Here is a 14,953-nt window from a genome sequence, read left to right as displayed (position 1 = left end):
AGCAAGGCCCGGGCCCTGGGCCTGCCGGTACTGGCGACAATCGCCGCCTACGCCAACGCTGGCGTCGACCCGGCGATCATGGGCATCGGCCCGGTCTCGGCCACCCGCCGCTGCCTGGACAAGGCCGGCTGGACCCTGGACCAGCTGGACCTGATCGAAGCCAACGAAGCCTTCGCCGCCCAGTCGCTGTCGGTGGCCAAGGAACTTGAGTGGGATGCGAACAAGGTCAACGTCAATGGTGGCGCGATTGCCATCGGCCACCCGATCGGCGCCTCGGGCTGCCGGGTGCTGGTGACCCTGCTGCACGAGATGATCAAGCGCGATGCCAAGAAAGGCCTCGCTACCTTGTGCATCGGCGGCGGCCAGGGCGTGGCCCTGGCGATCGAACGCTAACCTGCAAAACCCGCCCCCTGTAGGAGCTGGCTTGCCAGCGAAGGCGTCCGTGAGATCGCCTTCGCCAGCAAGCTGGCTCCTACAGGCAAGGCGTCCGTGAGATCACCTTCGCCAGCAAGCTGGCTCCTACAGGCAAGGCGTCCGTGAGACCGCTTTCGCCAGCAAGCTGGCTCCTACAGGCAAGGCGTCCGAGAGATCGCTTTCGCCAGCAAGCTGGCTCCTACAGGAAAAGCTCGTTCCTGGTTACGCCAGGTCCAGCTGTACGCCGTCTGCCGCGCCCTCGACCGTCCATTGACGGGGCCAGTCACCGTCTTGTTCAACACTGCTGAAGCCGTGATAGACCACGTTCAGCTGGGTGGTCTGGGCTGTCACTCCATTGCAGATCAAATACAGAGTGGCGTTGGCATCCGCTTGCAGAACATAAAGGACCACGTTGCCTTGGGCAGGTATGTTCACGTTGGCCAGGTTGTTGCCCTGGGCAGTGTTCCTGATGGCAACTTGCTGCGCTGCGGCGGTGTTGTTTCGTGCGTGAATGGCGATAGGCATTTTATTCAACTCCAGAACCAGTCAGAGGATTGAGTCACGACGATCCGGACCTGCCTGAGGCTTGCCACAAGCTCGGCCGGACCCAGGACCATCCTCTGTAACTGTCTGCCGCCATACGAGAGGGACATGTTTCCCCGGAACGCAAGGCTTCCATCATCAGTGCCAAACGGCGCACTTCGAAATGAATCCAGGGGGCAGGCCCCATTAGCCAGACCGGCTCAGGCGTTGCCTTCCTGCGCGCCCTGCACTATCCGCTCGACCTGCTCCTGCAGCGCCTTGGCCTGGGCGCGCAGCACCGTGCAGAAACCCTCGACAAAACTCGACGAAGGCCGGTAGTCCGGGCGGATCAGCATCACCCGATAGGGCACCGACATCTGCAACGGACGGATCGCCAAACCACGCCCCACTTCTTCCATGGCGCTCAGCGGGTTGATGATCGCCACGCCCAATTGCTCGCGGACCATGGCGCACACCGAGGCGGCATTGGTGGTTTCCACCACCACCCGGCGATCCACCCCGGCCTGGCGGAAATGCTCGTCCAGGGTCTGCCGGTAGATGTCCAGGCCCGACAGGTTGATGAAGTTCTGGCTGCCAAAGTCCGCCAGCGACAGCCGCGCCTTGGCCAGCAGCGGATGGCCCTCGGGCAGGATGCAGACCATGTCGGCGCAAAACAGCAGCTCGCCCTGGGTGCCTCGGGGCAGGTGCTCGCTTTCGGTCAGCCCCAGGTCGTGGCGCTGGGCACTCAGGGCCTCTTCCAGCAGTGGCGATTCCTGGGCACTGATGCTCAGGCCGATCCCCGGGTGGCGGGCCTGGAAGTCCTTGCACACCGGGGGTAGCAAGGTCTGGGAAAACAGCGGCAGGCAGCTCAGGCTCAATTGGCCGTGCTCGAAGCGGCGGATCGACTGGGCCACGCTGTTGATCCGCTCCAGGCCTACATAGGCCCGCTCCACCTCTTCCAGCAACAGCATGGCCTGGGCCGTGGGCAGCAGGCGCCCGCCCTCGCGGTCGAACAGCTTGAGCCCTGACAGGCTCTCCAGGCGCGCCAGTTCGCGGCTCACCGTGGGCTGGGAGGTGAACAGCAGGCGCGCGGCGCCAGTGACGCTGCCGGCCTGCATGATGGCGCGGAAGACTTCGATGTGGCGCAGGGAAATCTGCACAGACAGGCTCCAGAATTGAACTCAGCCCATATCAAAACTGAATCACACGACAAAGAATAGATATTTTATTGAATGACCAAGAATCGGCATGCTGGCCGCTCTCTTACTGACCACAGATTGCATTCGCCATGGCCATCCCCTTCTCCCCCGAACAGCTTGTCGCCGCCGCCCGCCAGTACGGCACTCCGTTGTGGTGCTATGACGCCGCCACCCTCAAGGCGCGCATCGCCCAGCTGCAAGCCTTCGACGTGGTGCGCTACGCACAGAAAGCCTCGTCCAACCTGCACCTGCTACGGTTGATCCGTGAAGCCGGAGTGCGGGTCGACGCCGTGTCCCTGGGGGAGATCGAGCGGGCCCTGCTGGCCGGTTTCAGCCCGGTCGATGCGGGCATCGTCTTCACCTGCGACCTGTTCGACACCGCCACCCTGCAACGGGTGGTAGAGCTGCAGGTAGAGGTCAACGCCGGCTCCATCGACATGCTCCGCCAACTGGGAGAAAAGTCCCCGGGCCACCGGGTATGGCTGCGCATCAACCCGGGCTTCGGCCACGGCCACAGCCGCAAGACCAACACCGGCGGCGAAAACAGCAAGCACGGCATCTGGCACGACCAGGTTGGCGAAGCCCTGGCAGTGATCCGCCAGTACGGCCTGCACCTGGTGGGCCTGCACATGCACATCGGCTCCGGGGTCGACTACGGGCACCTGGAACAGGTGGGCGCGGCCATGGTGGCAGCGGTGAAGTCCCTGGACCACGACATCGAGGCCTTCTCCATCGGTGGTGGCCTGTCCACGCCCTACCGCGACGGCGACGAGCCAGTGGACGTGCAGCGCTACGCCAACGCCTGGAACACCGCACGCCAGGAAATCGAAGCCTACCTGGGCCACGGCGTGCGCATGGAGATCGAGCCGGGGCGCTTCCTGCTGGCCGAGGCCGGCTGCCTGGTGAGTGAGGTGCGGGTGGTGAAGACCGCCGGCCAGCATCACTTCGTACTGGTGGACACCGGCTTCAACGACCTGATGCGCCCGGCCATGTACGGTGCCTACCACGGCATGAGCCTGCTGGATGGCAACGGCCAGCCGGTGGACCGCCCGCAACAGCCGACCGTGGTCGGCGGCCCGCTGTGCGAATCCGGCGACATCTTCACCCAGGACGATGAATGCCTGACCCCGCGCCTGCTGCCCCAGGCGCGGGTCGGCGACCTGCTGGTGCTGCACGACACCGGTGCCTACGGCGCCAGCATGTCCTCCAACTACAACAGCCGGCCCCTGCTGCCGGAAGTGCTGTTCGAACACGGCCAGCCTAGGTTGATCCGCCGTCGCCAGCCATTGGCCGACCTGCTGGACCTAGAGCTGGGGCTCTGAGGGCATAACCGCCCCTGCCCCCTCGCTGCCCTGGAGCATGGCCAGGCTCTGCTCATGCTCCCGGTGCAGTAGACAGTCGAGCAACCTTCACCTATGAGTTAACTCACCGAGTTTCTCTCAGCGAAGGACTGTGCAATGAGCGACGACAAGAGCGCGAATCAGAGCGGTAAAGGCGAGAGTGGCGGCGGCCTCACGTCGATCATGAACGTCGTCCCTAGCGTCTATTACGACCTGATAGCCCGGATCTGCCCGGGCATGGCGTTCTGGATCGCCCTCTCATTCAAGTACCCGATCCTGCCGGGTGTTGAACAACAGGATGTACCAAGCGCCATCACCGGGGCCTTGCTGATTATGCTGGTGATCCTGAGCTACGTGTCCGGCATCGTCTTCAGCGGTTTCGCCGTGCTCTGGGACCTGCTGTCCATAGCCGTGTTGACCTGCACCAGGAACATGACCGAGCTGCTGGGCCTGAACAGCCGGCAACCACTGCCCTTTACTCGGAAATGGAAGATCGTTTCAAAAAACATCGATCAGGTCGCCAAGGCAAACGAAGGCGCGGGCAAAGTCCTGGTCAAGGCCATGGCCGAGGTCACGCTGTGCCAGAATCTGTTGACCGGTTTCGTGGCCTTGGCCGTCCTCGAACTAAGCTACAAGACGCCGAACTTCATCCCCATCCCCCAGTACAAGACCTTGTACTTCTGCATTGCCGTGGCGCTTGTCACCTCCATGCTGTTTCGCCAGGCGATGTTTCTTGGCCGAGTAAAGGACCTGCATGAACTCTACGTGGAGCACTAGAGCAACGGCCAAGGCCCGGAAGCTCCGGGGAGCACTGCCGTTATCGCAATAGAGCCCTAGCAAGCCAGGGCTCCCAGACCCCGGCCATTGGCTCACTGGATGTGGCGACCATATTTGCTTGCGCCACTGCGGCAAGAGTCGAGACCTGACTGGCCTGCGTCTGCTCCAGAGTCCCTGCCTTTCGCCTGGCTACCAGCGCTCAAGCTTGAGCCTGTGGGGCTGGCTGTCTACCGTATCGTCCTGCTTGCGGGTGACCAGGGGCGCGCCCTCGGCATCGTAGAACTGCACCAGCAGCTCGGCGCTGTCGGGGTGCAGTTCGATCCGCGCAAAATTGTCCGCCTGGGTGAAGGCCCAGGTGCGGTAGTCCATCACGCCCGGGGCATTCTGCAGGGGAAAGCTGTCGGGGGTCTGCGGCGAGCGGGAGTTGTGCACGTAGCCGGCCGGATCGCCGTCGGCAAAGGAGAAGGGCCAGTAGAAGGCCGATGAGGTCACGGCGTAGGACGTGATCCCCTGGACTCCGTTGCTGAACTCCAGCTGGGAAATGTTCGAACAATGAATATCCCCGGACAGGAACACCACGTTCTGCACCTTGTTCAAGGCAATGGTTTCCAGCACCGCGCTGCGGGTGGTGGGAAATGCCGACCAGGAGTCGCTGTCATTCTTGCGTCGGTCGTAGCGTTCGCCCTTGCCCGCCGTATCCACGCCATTGGGCACGAACACGCTGGAACTGACGATGAACTTGGGAATGTTGCCGCGATCGTTCTGCATGTGCAGCAGCCAGGCACAGAGCCGGTCGAGCTGGCCCGGTTCGGACGGGTGTAGCGATGGCCGGCCCAGCAGATGGTTATCGGCCAAGGCCCCGGGCACATCATCGAGAAAGCGCTGGGTCCGGGTGTCGAGGACGAAGAATGGGTAGTTGGCACAGGAAAAATCATAGAACAGTTGGTTGACGGCCTGATGTTTCAGGTAGACATCGTTGCCGCTCATCTCGCGCCCCTGGACATAGCTGTCTTCGAAGCGCGGGCCGTGGCTCCACTGATAACTCATGTAGGCCCCCATGGCCCAGTTGAACAGCGTGCGCTTGCTGCTCTTGCCGATGCGGTCCTGGGTCCAGTTATCCTCGATTTCATGGTCGTCGAGGATCATGTAGGTGGGCTTGCGCGCCAACAGCCGGCTGATGTTCGGTGAGCCGAAAGCCGTGTGATAGCGCTCTTCGAACTCCTTGTAGCTGTCTGCCCGGCCGATGGGCACATAGCGGTTGAATTCGTCGGCGTAGATCTGGTCGCCGACCATCAGCACAAACTGCACATCGTCCTGGGCCGTCAGCATCGGCCCGAAGATCGCATCCGAATCCTTGCGTTGCCACGGCAGCCCCGGATAACGGCAGGACCCCAGGAGAAAGTTCAGGGGCTGGGGCTTGCCCGTTTCAGGTGCGCTGGCGTGGGTGGTGAACTCGGCCTCGACGTACACCTTGTCCGGGCCGCTGCGATTCAGGTCGCTGGCCCAGGCCGAGGCCGCCGGCAAGCGTTGCACCACCGACTCGCTGGGCACCTCGTCATCGATGGAGCCGGAATCGTCGACGTTCAGCGATGCCATGCGCACCCGGTACTGGGTGGCGGGGGTCAGGACAAAGGGCTTGAGTTGCTTGCGCTCGGTCTCGTTGCGCCACAGGTTGAGGTCCACCCCCAGGTTGAAAGTGCCGGTGCGGTGGTATTCGCGACGCAGGCGAAAGTAGAAGATGTTCTCGCCGGCGACCCGACCGTTGCTGCCCACCACGCCGATCACCCCGATGGTGCGGATGTCCTCGGCCACGCCCTTCTCGTCCAGGGCATCCGATGCGGCGATCCATAAGCGGCAGGAAGTATCAGTGGTATGGCCGACGATCGGGCCTAGCGACGGGGTGCGTAGGGTGCTCATGGGGACCGCTCCTTGCGTGATGGTGCTTGCAGATTAGCCCGGGCGCGGCAGCTCACAAGGACGCTCGCCGGATGCTGACAGCCGGTCGCTGAAGGCCAGGATCAGCGCCAGGGCAATCAACAGCGCGGCTAGGCCATAGGTCCCGCGCATGGCGGCGCCGACCGCCTCGGGCGGGGCCCGGGTTATGCCACTGGCGCTGCTGATCCAGGCGAACAGCGCGCCCATGGCGGCGGTGCCGCTGATCAGGCCGAGGTTGCGCGACAGGCTCAGCAGCCCTGCGCTCAATCCGCGTTGTTGCGGTGCCACATCGAGCATCACCAGGCTGTTGTTGGCCGCCTGGAACAACGCGTAGCCCGCCGTCACCAGGGCCAGCGGCGCGAGGTAGCCTGCCAGGCCCAGGCTGGCGGGCAGCAACGCCAGGGCCAGCAGGCCGAGCAGCATGCCCAGCAGGCCGCCGCGGGACATGCGCCGCGCCCCCAAGCGGTCCACCAGGCGCCCCGCCGGCCAGCCGCCGAGGGTCGCCACCAACGGCCCGACCGACAGGCACAAACCCACCGTTTGAAGGTCGAGCCCCAGGCTGCGGGCCAGGTAGAACGGCCCCACCACCAGGGTCGACATGATCACCGTGGACACCAGCAGGGTCATCGCCAGGCAGGCGCCTAACTGGCGCTGACGCAGCAAGGCCGGCTGGAACAGCGGCGCCGGCACTCGACGCTCCACCCACACCAGCAACCCGCCGGCCAGCCCGGCAAGCCCCAGCAGTCCGAGGTTCAGGGGGGCCAGCAGGCCCTGCCCCAGGGTCAAGGCCAGGGCGTAGGCCCCCAGGCCCAGGGCCAGAAGCAAGGTGCCGGGGTAGTCGAAGACCAGGCGCCCAGAACCCGCGCGCCGGGCATCGGCCGGCAGGCTGCGCCAGGCCAGCACCAGGGCCAGGAGCCCCAGGGGCAGGTTGACCAGGAAGATCGAGCGCCAGCCCAGGCTGCTCATCAACCAGCCCCCCAGGGACGGCCCGAAGCTGGTGCCCAGCGCCGACAAAGTGCCCAGCAGGCCCATGGCACTGCCGGTGCGGGCCTTGGGTACGCTGTCCGCCACCAGGGCGATGCTCAGCGCCAACATCAGCGCCGCGCCCACGCCTTGCAGGGCCCGGGCCGCCAGCAGCCACCCCAGGCTCGGGGCCAGGCCGCAGCCCAGGGACGCCACGCTGAACCAGGCGATGCCGGCCAGCAGCAGGCGCCGCCGCCCCAATAAATCCCCCAGGCGGCCGACGCTGGCGATCAGCGTGGTCACCGCCAGCAGATAGGCCAGGACGATCCACTGCACCTGCTGGAAGCTCGCCTTCAGGGCCTCGGACAGCACCGGCAATCCGGCGTTGGCAATGCTGGTGTCCAGGGACGGCATCAGCATCGCCAGGGACAGGCTGGCCAGGGCCCAGCGGGCGCGGGCAGGCAGCGGTTCGACAGCGGCCGGGGCCGGGGTACTTGAGGTCATGGGCAAGGCTCCATACAGGAATGGGCGCCAGCCTAGCCAGGCGCCAGACCTGGCGAAAGACGCACGCCTTGCAGTTAATCAGTGCAAACAACGCCTTCTCAGCCGTCGCCGTGCTAGATTTCGCCCATGACCAGTCCCGACCTGAACCTATTGCTGACCCTCGATGTGCTGCTGAGCGAAGGCAGCGTGGCGCGGGCCGCCGAGCGCCTGCAACTGAGCCCCTCGGCCATGAGCCGGGCGTTGGCGCGGCTGCGGCAAGTCACCGGCGACCCGCTGCTGGTGCGGGCCGGGCGCGGCCTGGTGCCCACGCCCCGAGCCCTGGAGCTGCGCCAGCGCGTCGGCACTGTGCTGGAGAACGCCCAGGCGCTGCTGCGTCCGGCCGAGCAAATCGACCTCAAACACCTGGTGCGCACCTTCACCCTGCGCAGCCGCGACGGCTTCGTCGAGAACTTCGGCCCGGCGCTGATCAGACGCCTGCGCACCGAGGCGCCCCAGGTCCGCGTGCATTTCGTCAACAAGCTCAACCGCGACAGCACGCCCTTGCGCGAGGCCAGCGTCGACCTGGAAACCGCAGTGGTCGATGAACACACCAGCCCCGAACTGCGCACCCGGGCGTTGTACCGCGACCGCATGATCGGCGTGGTGCGCGCCGGGCACCCGCTGAGCCGGGGCAAAATCACCGCGAAACGCTATGCGGCAGGCCAGCACATCCTGATCTCGCGCCAGGGCCAGGGCCCTGGACGCATCGACGAAGCCTTGAGCGCCTTGGGGCTGGAACGGCAAATCGTCGCCCAGGTCGGCGGCTTCTCGGCGGCCCTGGCCCTGGCCCGGGGTTCGGACCTGATCGCCACGCTGCCCGAGCGCCACACCGCCAGCCTGCGAGACGGCCTGCACAGTTTCAGCCTGCCCCTGGCGCCCCTGGAAATGACCATATCCATGCTCTGGCACCCGCGCATGGAGGCCGATCCGGCCCATCGCTGGCTGCGCAGCTGCGTGTATGAGCTGTGTGCCGATCAAGGCCAAAACCGTTGAACCCGACCCCGCCACCGTTGATGCCGGCACACACTTTCTGCCACAGGACGGCCCCGAGCCCCAATGCCGATCCGTTAAACGCAACGGCAAACAAAAAATGCCGGGGGGCGAGGGAGCCTGCTCCCGCTGAGGTGGCGCAGCCACCGCCAATGGCCGGCCCCGAGCTGGCCAGGAGGTCCGCACTCGGCTTGACCACCGCACGACTGAACGGGAGCACGCTCCCCCGCCACCTATAGCCTGGTGGCGCCTTGACTGATCGGCAGCAGCCTTCAGACCTCAACCCCGCAGCAACACCTATCGAGCCCTGCCCCATGCCCACCCGCCCAACGCTGATTCCCGCCCTGACCCGTGATCACCTGCCCGCCGCTGTCGCAGTGCTCTGGGGCATGCTCCTGGCCGCCGGACGAGCCTGGGAGCCCAGTGATTATTTCTGGAGCAACTTCGCCTGGTACTGGTTGCCCCAGGCCCTGATCCTCGGCCTGTTGCTGCTGACCCGGCCAAGCCTGGCGCTGTTCACCGGGGTCGCCCTGGCCCTGTCGGCGCACCTGCAGCTCATGTGCCTGTGGATCAACGCACCAGAGGATGTGATGGGCTGGCTGTTCTACCTGTTCGACTTTCCGGGGGCGCTGATCGGCACCCTGATCGCCCGCTACCGGGCGCGGCGCATCGCTCCCGAGCAGTGGCTCAAGGGGGGCCTGTCAGGCTTTGCCTGGGTGGCCATCGGCCTGGCAAGCAACTTCCTGCTGGTGCTGAGCACTCAGCACTGACCCGGCGAAGGCACGCAAGCAGGGTTCAACCTAAGTACGGGCATGCTGCCCAACCCAGGGCCCACCACCAGGCGCCGCCGCGGCTGAGTGAAGACTCGGCAGACCTGGTGCTGCATGTGCGGGGAAATGCATAGGCCGCCCTCCGCACGGAGGGCGGGCCGGTTGGCCTCAGCTGTGGCCCTGGCTCAGGTTCGACAAGCGCCCGGACAGGGCCTGCATCGCCTCGCTGACCTTGTCCAGGGCCTGGGCGTCCCGGGCATTGTCTTCGCTGATGCCGTGGATGCGCACCGCCAGTTCGTTGATTTCCTGGGTCACGTGGCTCTGCTGCTGCGCCGCCACGGCGATCTGCTGCGCGCGCTGGGAGATGTCGTCGAAGCTGGTCACCGTGCTCGACAGTGCATCCGAGGCGCCGGAGGCTTCGCCCACGGCCTGGCGGGTACGCGCCTCGCCGGCCTGGATCGCCTGCACCGCCTGGCGTGAAGCCTGCTGCAGGTCGTTGATCATGCCACTGATCTCGTTGGCCGAAGTCTGGGTACGTCCGGCCAGGGTCCGCACCTCGTCCGCCACCACCGCAAAACCGCGGCCCTGCTCACCGGCTCGGGCGGCTTCGATGGCCGCGTTCAGCGCCAGCAGGTTGGTCTGCTCGGAGATTGCCTTGATCACGTCGAGCACCGCGCCGACCTGTTGGCTGTCCTGTTCCAGGCGCTGGATCACCGCCATCGCCTCGGCCATTTCCGCAGATAGTTGCTGGATCGACTGGCTGTTGGCATTGACCTTCTGCTGGCCGTCCTGCACCACCACCAGCGACTGGCGGGCGGTGTCGGCGCAGTTGTTGGTGTTCTGCGCCACTTCCAGGGCACTGGAGGACATCTCGGTAATGGCCGTGGCCAACTGGGTGTTTTCCTGACGCTGCTGCTCGGCGCGCTGGGCCAGGGTGCTGCTCAGTTCCCCCAGGCGCCCGGCTTCACCGTGCAACTGCCGGGCTTCGCTGGCGATCTTCTGCAGCATCTGCCGCAACTGCCCGGCGTAGCGGTTGACCGCACCGCGCAAGGCGCCGATCTCGTCGGCCCGAGCCACGTGCAACTCGGTGTTGTCGGTAGCCTGGCCACGGCCCAGGGCATCGATCTGCTGGGTGGTTTCTTCCAGTTGGGCGATCAGCTTGTGCCCGCCGAGCCAGGCGAAGAACAGCAGCAAGGCCAGCAACGGCAGGAGGAACAGCAGAATCTCGGTGGTCATGGCCCGGGCCAGGCCGGTGACCTTCTGCTCCGGGGTCACCAGGCCGATGGTCCAGCCGCTGCCCGGCATGCTGAACAGGCTGACCCGCACCGCCTCCTGCAAGCGGCCGTCTTCTGCCAGGTCGACGCTGCGCACCTGGCCAGGCGCTGCCGCCTTGGCCAGCGCCTCGGCCACCGGGCGCAACCAGGGCTGCTGCTGGCTCAAGGTATCGAAGCTGAGCATCTGCCCTGCACCACCGGCCTGGGCATCGGGGAAGTACAGAACGTTGCCGGCCTGGTCCAGGGCGAAGGCATACCCGCCGGTTACCGAGCCCTGCTCCTTGAGGAAGCGCGCCAGGTCATCCAGGCGCAGGTCGATGGTGGCGACCCCGGCAAAGCTGCCGTCCTGGCGATAGGGCACGCTGCAGGTGGTCATCGGCACCTGGGTCACCGGGTCCTGGTAGGCCTCGGACCACAGGCAACGCCCGGCCGCACTGCTGCGCGCACCGGTGTACCAGGCTTCATGGTGATAACCGGCGCTGCCGGCGGCGTTGTAGTCATCGGAAAACGCCAGGGGCCCGGCATCGCTGCGGGCCCAGAAGAAACTGCGGCGCTCGACGCCGGGGGCGAACGCATTGGGCTCCGGCCAGATCCCGCCGCCGGCAATCGCCTTGTCACCTTCATGGTCGATGACCTTGGGCAAAGTGGCCATGAACAGCGCCGGCTCCTTGGGCAAGCCTTCCACCAGGTGGGCCATGCTCGCGGTCACGCCTTCGATGCCCGCCAGCTGCAGTGCCAGCTGACGGACGATGGCGCTGCCGGTCTGTTCGATCAATGCCGAGCTCGCCTCCACGACTCTGGGTTGTCCCCGCAGGGTCATCACGGCAAATACCGCCAGCGCCGTGAACAGCAACAGCAGCACGCTGCCGAGGGTCAAACGATGAGACAGACGAACCGGTAGCAAAGCCATGACGAACTCCGTATCAATGGGCATTCAGGAGTTATCGACCACGGCTGCGGTTCACTTGAGAAAAGAGTGACGCCGCTCACATCCCCAAGGGACCTGAGCGGCGTCCAGGGGCGACCTTCACCCCTGCCCGTCGCGTTCGCGCTGGCGCAGCGCGGTGACCGTCTCGCCGCCCACGCCCCAGTTGTCGGTGGGGATCTCCTCGATCACCACGAAAGTCGAGGCTGGAGGCTTGTTCAGCACCCGTTGCAGCAACTCGGTGGCCCCTTCGATCAGGGCCCGCTTGTGTTCGGCGGTGACCCCTTCCCGGGTCACCTGGATCTTCACGTAGGGCATGTCCTGCTCCTGTTCACACGGACCAAACACCGCTGGCGGAACCGCCGTCCACCGCCAGCACCGTCCCGGTGACAAACGTCGAGTCGGTCAGGTACAGCACCGCCTCCACCACATCCTGCGCCGTACCGATGCGACCGGTCGGGGCCAGGGTCTTGAGCCCCTCCCGGGTCTGTTCGTCAGCCTGGTGCAAAGGCGTATCGATGATCCCCGGAGCCACCCCGTTGACCATCACCTGGGCGCTCGCCAGTTCCAGGGCCAGGGCACGCACCGCCTGGTTCAGCCCGCCCTTGACCAGCACCGGCAACAGCGCCGGCACCTGGGTATTGGGTTGCAGGGCGATCGACGCGGTGATCGCGACAATGTGCCCGGTGCCCCGGGCCGCCATGTGCCGGGCCGCTGCCTGGGCCGGATAGAAGAAGCCCTTGAGGTTGGTGCTGACAATCGCCTCAAAATCTTCCTCGGTGTAATCGCCCACTGGCTTGGGAATGAAGATCCCGGCGTTGCTGATCAGGATGTCGACCTGGCCGAAACTCGCCAGGGCCTCATCGAACAGGCGCTGGCTGGTTTGCGGCAGGCCGATGTCGCCGGCCACCAGCCGCAGGTTCGACGGATGGCCCAGGCGCGCCGCGGCTTGCTCCAGGCGTGCCAGGCTGCGTCCGTTGCCTACCACATTGTCGCCCCGCTTGAGATAGGCCTCGGCGATGGCAAAACCCAGGCCGCTGGAGGCACCGGTGACGATGACGGTACGAGGGGTATTCATGCACTTGCTCCTGTTGATCGAGCCGCTGGCCCGTGATGGAGCGTCACTTTAAATAGCAATCAATGATTGAAAAATAAGGCTCATGGCACTTCAACTGATACCCCATGTAATCAATGAGCCCACCATGAGCCGGCATTTCGACGACCTGCAACTGGGCAGCATCGAGCTGTTCTGCCTGGCGGCGGAAACCGCCAGTTTTACCGCCGCGGCAGCCACGGCCGGGGTCACCCCGGCGGCGGTCAGCCGGGCCATCGGCCGCCTGGAAGAACGGCTCGGCGTACGCCTGTTCGTGCGCACCACCCGCCAGGTGCGCCTGAGCGACGCCGGGCGTGCCTACTACCAGGAATGCCGCCAGGCCCTGACCCAACTGGTGGAGGCCGAGCGCCAGGTCACCGGCGGCCAGAGCGTGGCATCCGGCCTGTTGCGCATCAGCCTGCCGACGCCCTATGCCTATTTTCGCCTGATGCCCCTGCTGCCGCTGTTCCACCAGCACTACCCCCAGGTGCAGGTCGACCTGCACGTGAGCCACCGCAATATCGATTTCGCCGAGGACGGCTACGACCTGGCGATTCGCGGGCGCGAGCCGCTGGACTCCAACCTGATCGCCCGGCGCCTGGAAGATGCCGAGCTGGTGGTGGTGGCGACCCCGGGCTACCTGGAGCGGGCCGGCATCCCGGACACCCTCGACGCCCTGGCCGCTCACCAGTGCATTCAGTTCGCGCTGCCCAGCACCGGGCGCAAGGTGCCCTGGTCTTTTCAGGTGGATGGCAAGCCGCTGGAGCTGGACACCCACGGCAGATTCTGTTGCCTGGAAGACTTCCTGGCCACGCTGATGCTGGCCAAAAGCGGGGTTGGCTTGATGCAGGTTTATCGCTTCACGGTGCAGAGCGAGCTCGACAGTGGCGAGTTGGTGGAGGTGCTGCAAGCATTCGGCGGCCGCTCACGGCCGTTTATCCTGCTCTACCCCGAGGCACGTCATGTGCCACAGCGGGTGCGAGTGTTCATCGACTTTCTGTTGCAGCAAAGCCAGGGTGTGGCGCGATCACCGCAAGCCCCGGACTGAAGATCACGATCAAGCCACAGGACGGCTGCGCCCTGCGGCTTGATGGGTCAGCGCGGCGACTTCAACCCTCGAGCACCAGCAGGAACTGGCTGTAGCGATCAATGGCGTCCTTGGACAGTTCCAGCCCTTTGTCCCCCATGCGCGACATCCACTTGCCGTTGTCGCCGCGCAGGGAAATCTGCCCGCTGGCGTTGTCGATGGCGTAGGAGAACTGACAGTACTGGTCGATGCTGTCCTTGGACAGTTCCAGCCCCGTGGCGCCCATTCGCGACATGAACTTGCCGGAATCGCCCTGCAGCGCGAGCTTCTTTTCACCGCCGATCTGTATCAGCACCACTTTGAACTTGCTGTACTGATCGATGGAGCCCTTGGAGAGTTCAAGGCCGGTGGCGCCCATCCGCGACATGTAGTTGCCCGAGTCGCCGCGCAGCGAGATGACGCTACCGTTGTCGATATTGCGTTGTGGTATGACGATCATGGTTGGCACTCCTTGTTGACTGGCTGTGTTCCTTGCTCCTGCGGGAGGTGCGGCAACGAACCGCCGAGCTTCCCGCAGAAAGGCCCGGCGGCCCTGGACAGCCTGCCGCAGGCGCAGTGTAGTCGAGCCACAATCGGCTCCCGGGAAGGCGCAAAGACAACAGGACCAACGGTTGCAGGGGCTCCGGCGTGCTCAGATCAAAGCGCGATTGCACAGCGCAGACAGGGCATCCGTGGCGATAAACAGCAGGCATTTTCAGGGCGCGGCAAGCGCCCAACGGCTGGCACACCAGCGGCCCGGACGCAATGCCCGGGGCCGCCTGGAGGAAGGGCTGTGGCGACTGTTTCAGCTCGGTTGGTTGCCCATGTACAGGTCGAAGTTTTCGATGTAGTCGGTGAGATTTTCTTCCAGCATCAGGCGAAATTCCTCGACGAAATAGTCCACCGCCTGCTGCTTGGCCGCGGCCAGCTCCTCGACATTGCGGCAACCGCAGGCACTGACCCAGGCACTGAAGCGCGCGTTGGCGTACATCAGCGAGGCACTGGCCTTGCCCCGGCTGCTGTCGGCGATATGGGTGTTGGCCAATTCGATGATGGCGTCGGCACGGTTGAAGAAATCCTGATCCGTTTCATTGGCCACGGAGCGTTCCTCTTGCTGGCTGGAAAATAAGGCGCGGGAGTAT

Annotated in this window: 13 protein-coding genes and 3 pseudogenes; 6 read left to right on the top strand and 10 right to left on the bottom strand. The window is 65.2% G+C overall.

Translation table 11 applies throughout. From position 1 onward, the window contains the following. Positions 1-393: pseudogene (locus U873_RS0124400) on the top strand (acetyl-CoA C-acetyltransferase); the annotation flags it as partial. 243 nt (positions 394-636) lie between these two features. On the opposite strand, the gene U873_RS0124395 reads toward U873_RS0124400, so the two are convergent. Beyond that, a complete protein-coding gene (locus U873_RS0124395; RefSeq protein WP_025130743.1) occupies positions 637-939 on the bottom strand; it encodes a hypothetical protein in 303 nt (100 codons plus the stop codon). 218 nt (positions 940-1,157) lie between these two features. Beyond that, positions 1,158-2,096, bottom strand: a complete 939-nt coding sequence (locus tag U873_RS0124385) for a LysR family transcriptional regulator (protein WP_025130742.1) — start codon at positions 2,094-2,096, stop codon at positions 1,158-1,160. Between the two features lie 128 nt (positions 2,097-2,224). Here U873_RS0124385 and lysA point away from each other — a divergent pair, with 128 nt between their 5' ends. Then, a complete protein-coding gene (lysA, locus tag U873_RS0124380; RefSeq protein WP_025130741.1) occupies positions 2,225-3,457 on the top strand; it encodes a diaminopimelate decarboxylase in 1,233 nt (410 codons plus the stop codon). Between the two features lie 135 nt (positions 3,458-3,592). Further along, positions 3,593-4,252, top strand: a complete 660-nt coding sequence (locus tag U873_RS0124375; protein WP_025130740.1) for a hypothetical protein — start codon at positions 3,593-3,595, stop codon at positions 4,250-4,252. Between the two features lie 189 nt (positions 4,253-4,441). Here the strand turns inward: U873_RS0124375 and U873_RS35420 are convergent, their stop codons facing one another. Both U873_RS35420 and U873_RS0124365 read right to left on the bottom strand, forming a co-directional pair. Beyond that, complete coding sequence (locus tag U873_RS35420; RefSeq protein ID WP_081818705.1) at positions 4,442-6,169, bottom strand: alkaline phosphatase D family protein; 1,728 nt, start codon at positions 6,167-6,169, stop codon at positions 4,442-4,444. Positions 6,170-6,202: 33 nt separating this feature from the next. After that, a complete protein-coding gene (locus tag U873_RS0124365; RefSeq protein WP_051586106.1) occupies positions 6,203-7,654 on the bottom strand; it encodes an MFS transporter in 1,452 nt (483 codons plus the stop codon). A 126-nt stretch (positions 7,655-7,780) separates the two neighbouring features. Between U873_RS0124365 and U873_RS0124360 the strand changes: the two genes are divergently transcribed. Together U873_RS0124360 and U873_RS0124355 are read left to right on the top strand one after the other, a co-directional pair. After that, the gene (locus U873_RS0124360) at positions 7,781-8,686 is read left to right on the top strand and encodes a LysR family transcriptional regulator (protein ID WP_025130737.1); all 906 of its coding nucleotides are present in this window, start codon (positions 7,781-7,783) and stop codon (positions 8,684-8,686) included. A gap of 311 nt (positions 8,687-8,997) precedes the next feature. Next, positions 8,998-9,453 (top strand): hypothetical protein, encoded by a 456-nt coding sequence (locus U873_RS0124355; RefSeq protein WP_025130736.1) that lies wholly within the window; start codon positions 8,998-9,000, stop codon positions 9,451-9,453. Positions 9,454-9,621: 168 nt separating this feature from the next. Here U873_RS0124355 and U873_RS37695 read toward each other — a convergent pair. From U873_RS37695 to U873_RS0124340, 4 genes and pseudogenes are all read right to left on the bottom strand, one after another. Continuing rightward, a pseudogene (locus U873_RS37695) lies at positions 9,622-10,161 on the bottom strand (methyl-accepting chemotaxis protein); the annotation flags it as partial. Between the two features lie 582 nt (positions 10,162-10,743). Continuing rightward, a pseudogene (locus U873_RS37690) lies at positions 10,744-11,379 on the bottom strand (cache domain-containing protein); the annotation flags it as partial. A 375-nt stretch (positions 11,380-11,754) separates the two neighbouring features. Then, positions 11,755-11,970: a 4-oxalocrotonate tautomerase family protein gene (locus U873_RS0124345; RefSeq protein WP_025130734.1), complete on the bottom strand. Its 216-nt coding sequence runs from the start codon at positions 11,968-11,970 to the stop codon at positions 11,755-11,757. Positions 11,971-11,983: 13 nt separating this feature from the next. Then, positions 11,984-12,730 (bottom strand): SDR family NAD(P)-dependent oxidoreductase, encoded by a 747-nt coding sequence (locus U873_RS0124340; RefSeq protein ID WP_025130733.1) that lies wholly within the window; start codon positions 12,728-12,730, stop codon positions 11,984-11,986. Positions 12,731-12,854: 124 nt separating this feature from the next. Between U873_RS0124340 and U873_RS0124335 the strand changes: the two genes are divergently transcribed. After that, on the top strand, positions 12,855-13,793 hold the full coding sequence (locus U873_RS0124335) for a LysR family transcriptional regulator (RefSeq protein WP_025130732.1): 939 nt from the start codon (positions 12,855-12,857) through the stop codon (positions 13,791-13,793). Positions 13,794-13,854: 61 nt separating this feature from the next. Here the strand turns inward: U873_RS0124335 and U873_RS0124330 are convergent, their stop codons facing one another. Then, positions 13,855-14,271, bottom strand: coding sequence for a hypothetical protein (locus tag U873_RS0124330; RefSeq protein ID WP_025130731.1), 417 nt, complete (start codon positions 14,269-14,271; stop codon positions 13,855-13,857). A gap of 345 nt (positions 14,272-14,616) precedes the next feature. After that, complete coding sequence (locus U873_RS0124325) at positions 14,617-14,910, bottom strand: DUF3144 domain-containing protein (protein WP_025130730.1); 294 nt, start codon at positions 14,908-14,910, stop codon at positions 14,617-14,619. Between the last annotated feature and the right edge of the window lie 43 nt (positions 14,911-14,953).

The sequence above is a fragment of the Pseudomonas sp. PH1b genome (assembly GCF_000633395.1).
GTDB lineage: Bacteria > Pseudomonadota > Gammaproteobacteria > Pseudomonadales > Pseudomonadaceae > Aquipseudomonas.
The sequence above is the reverse complement of the archived record's forward strand: the minus strand, read 5'-3'. Positions and strand labels throughout refer to the sequence as shown.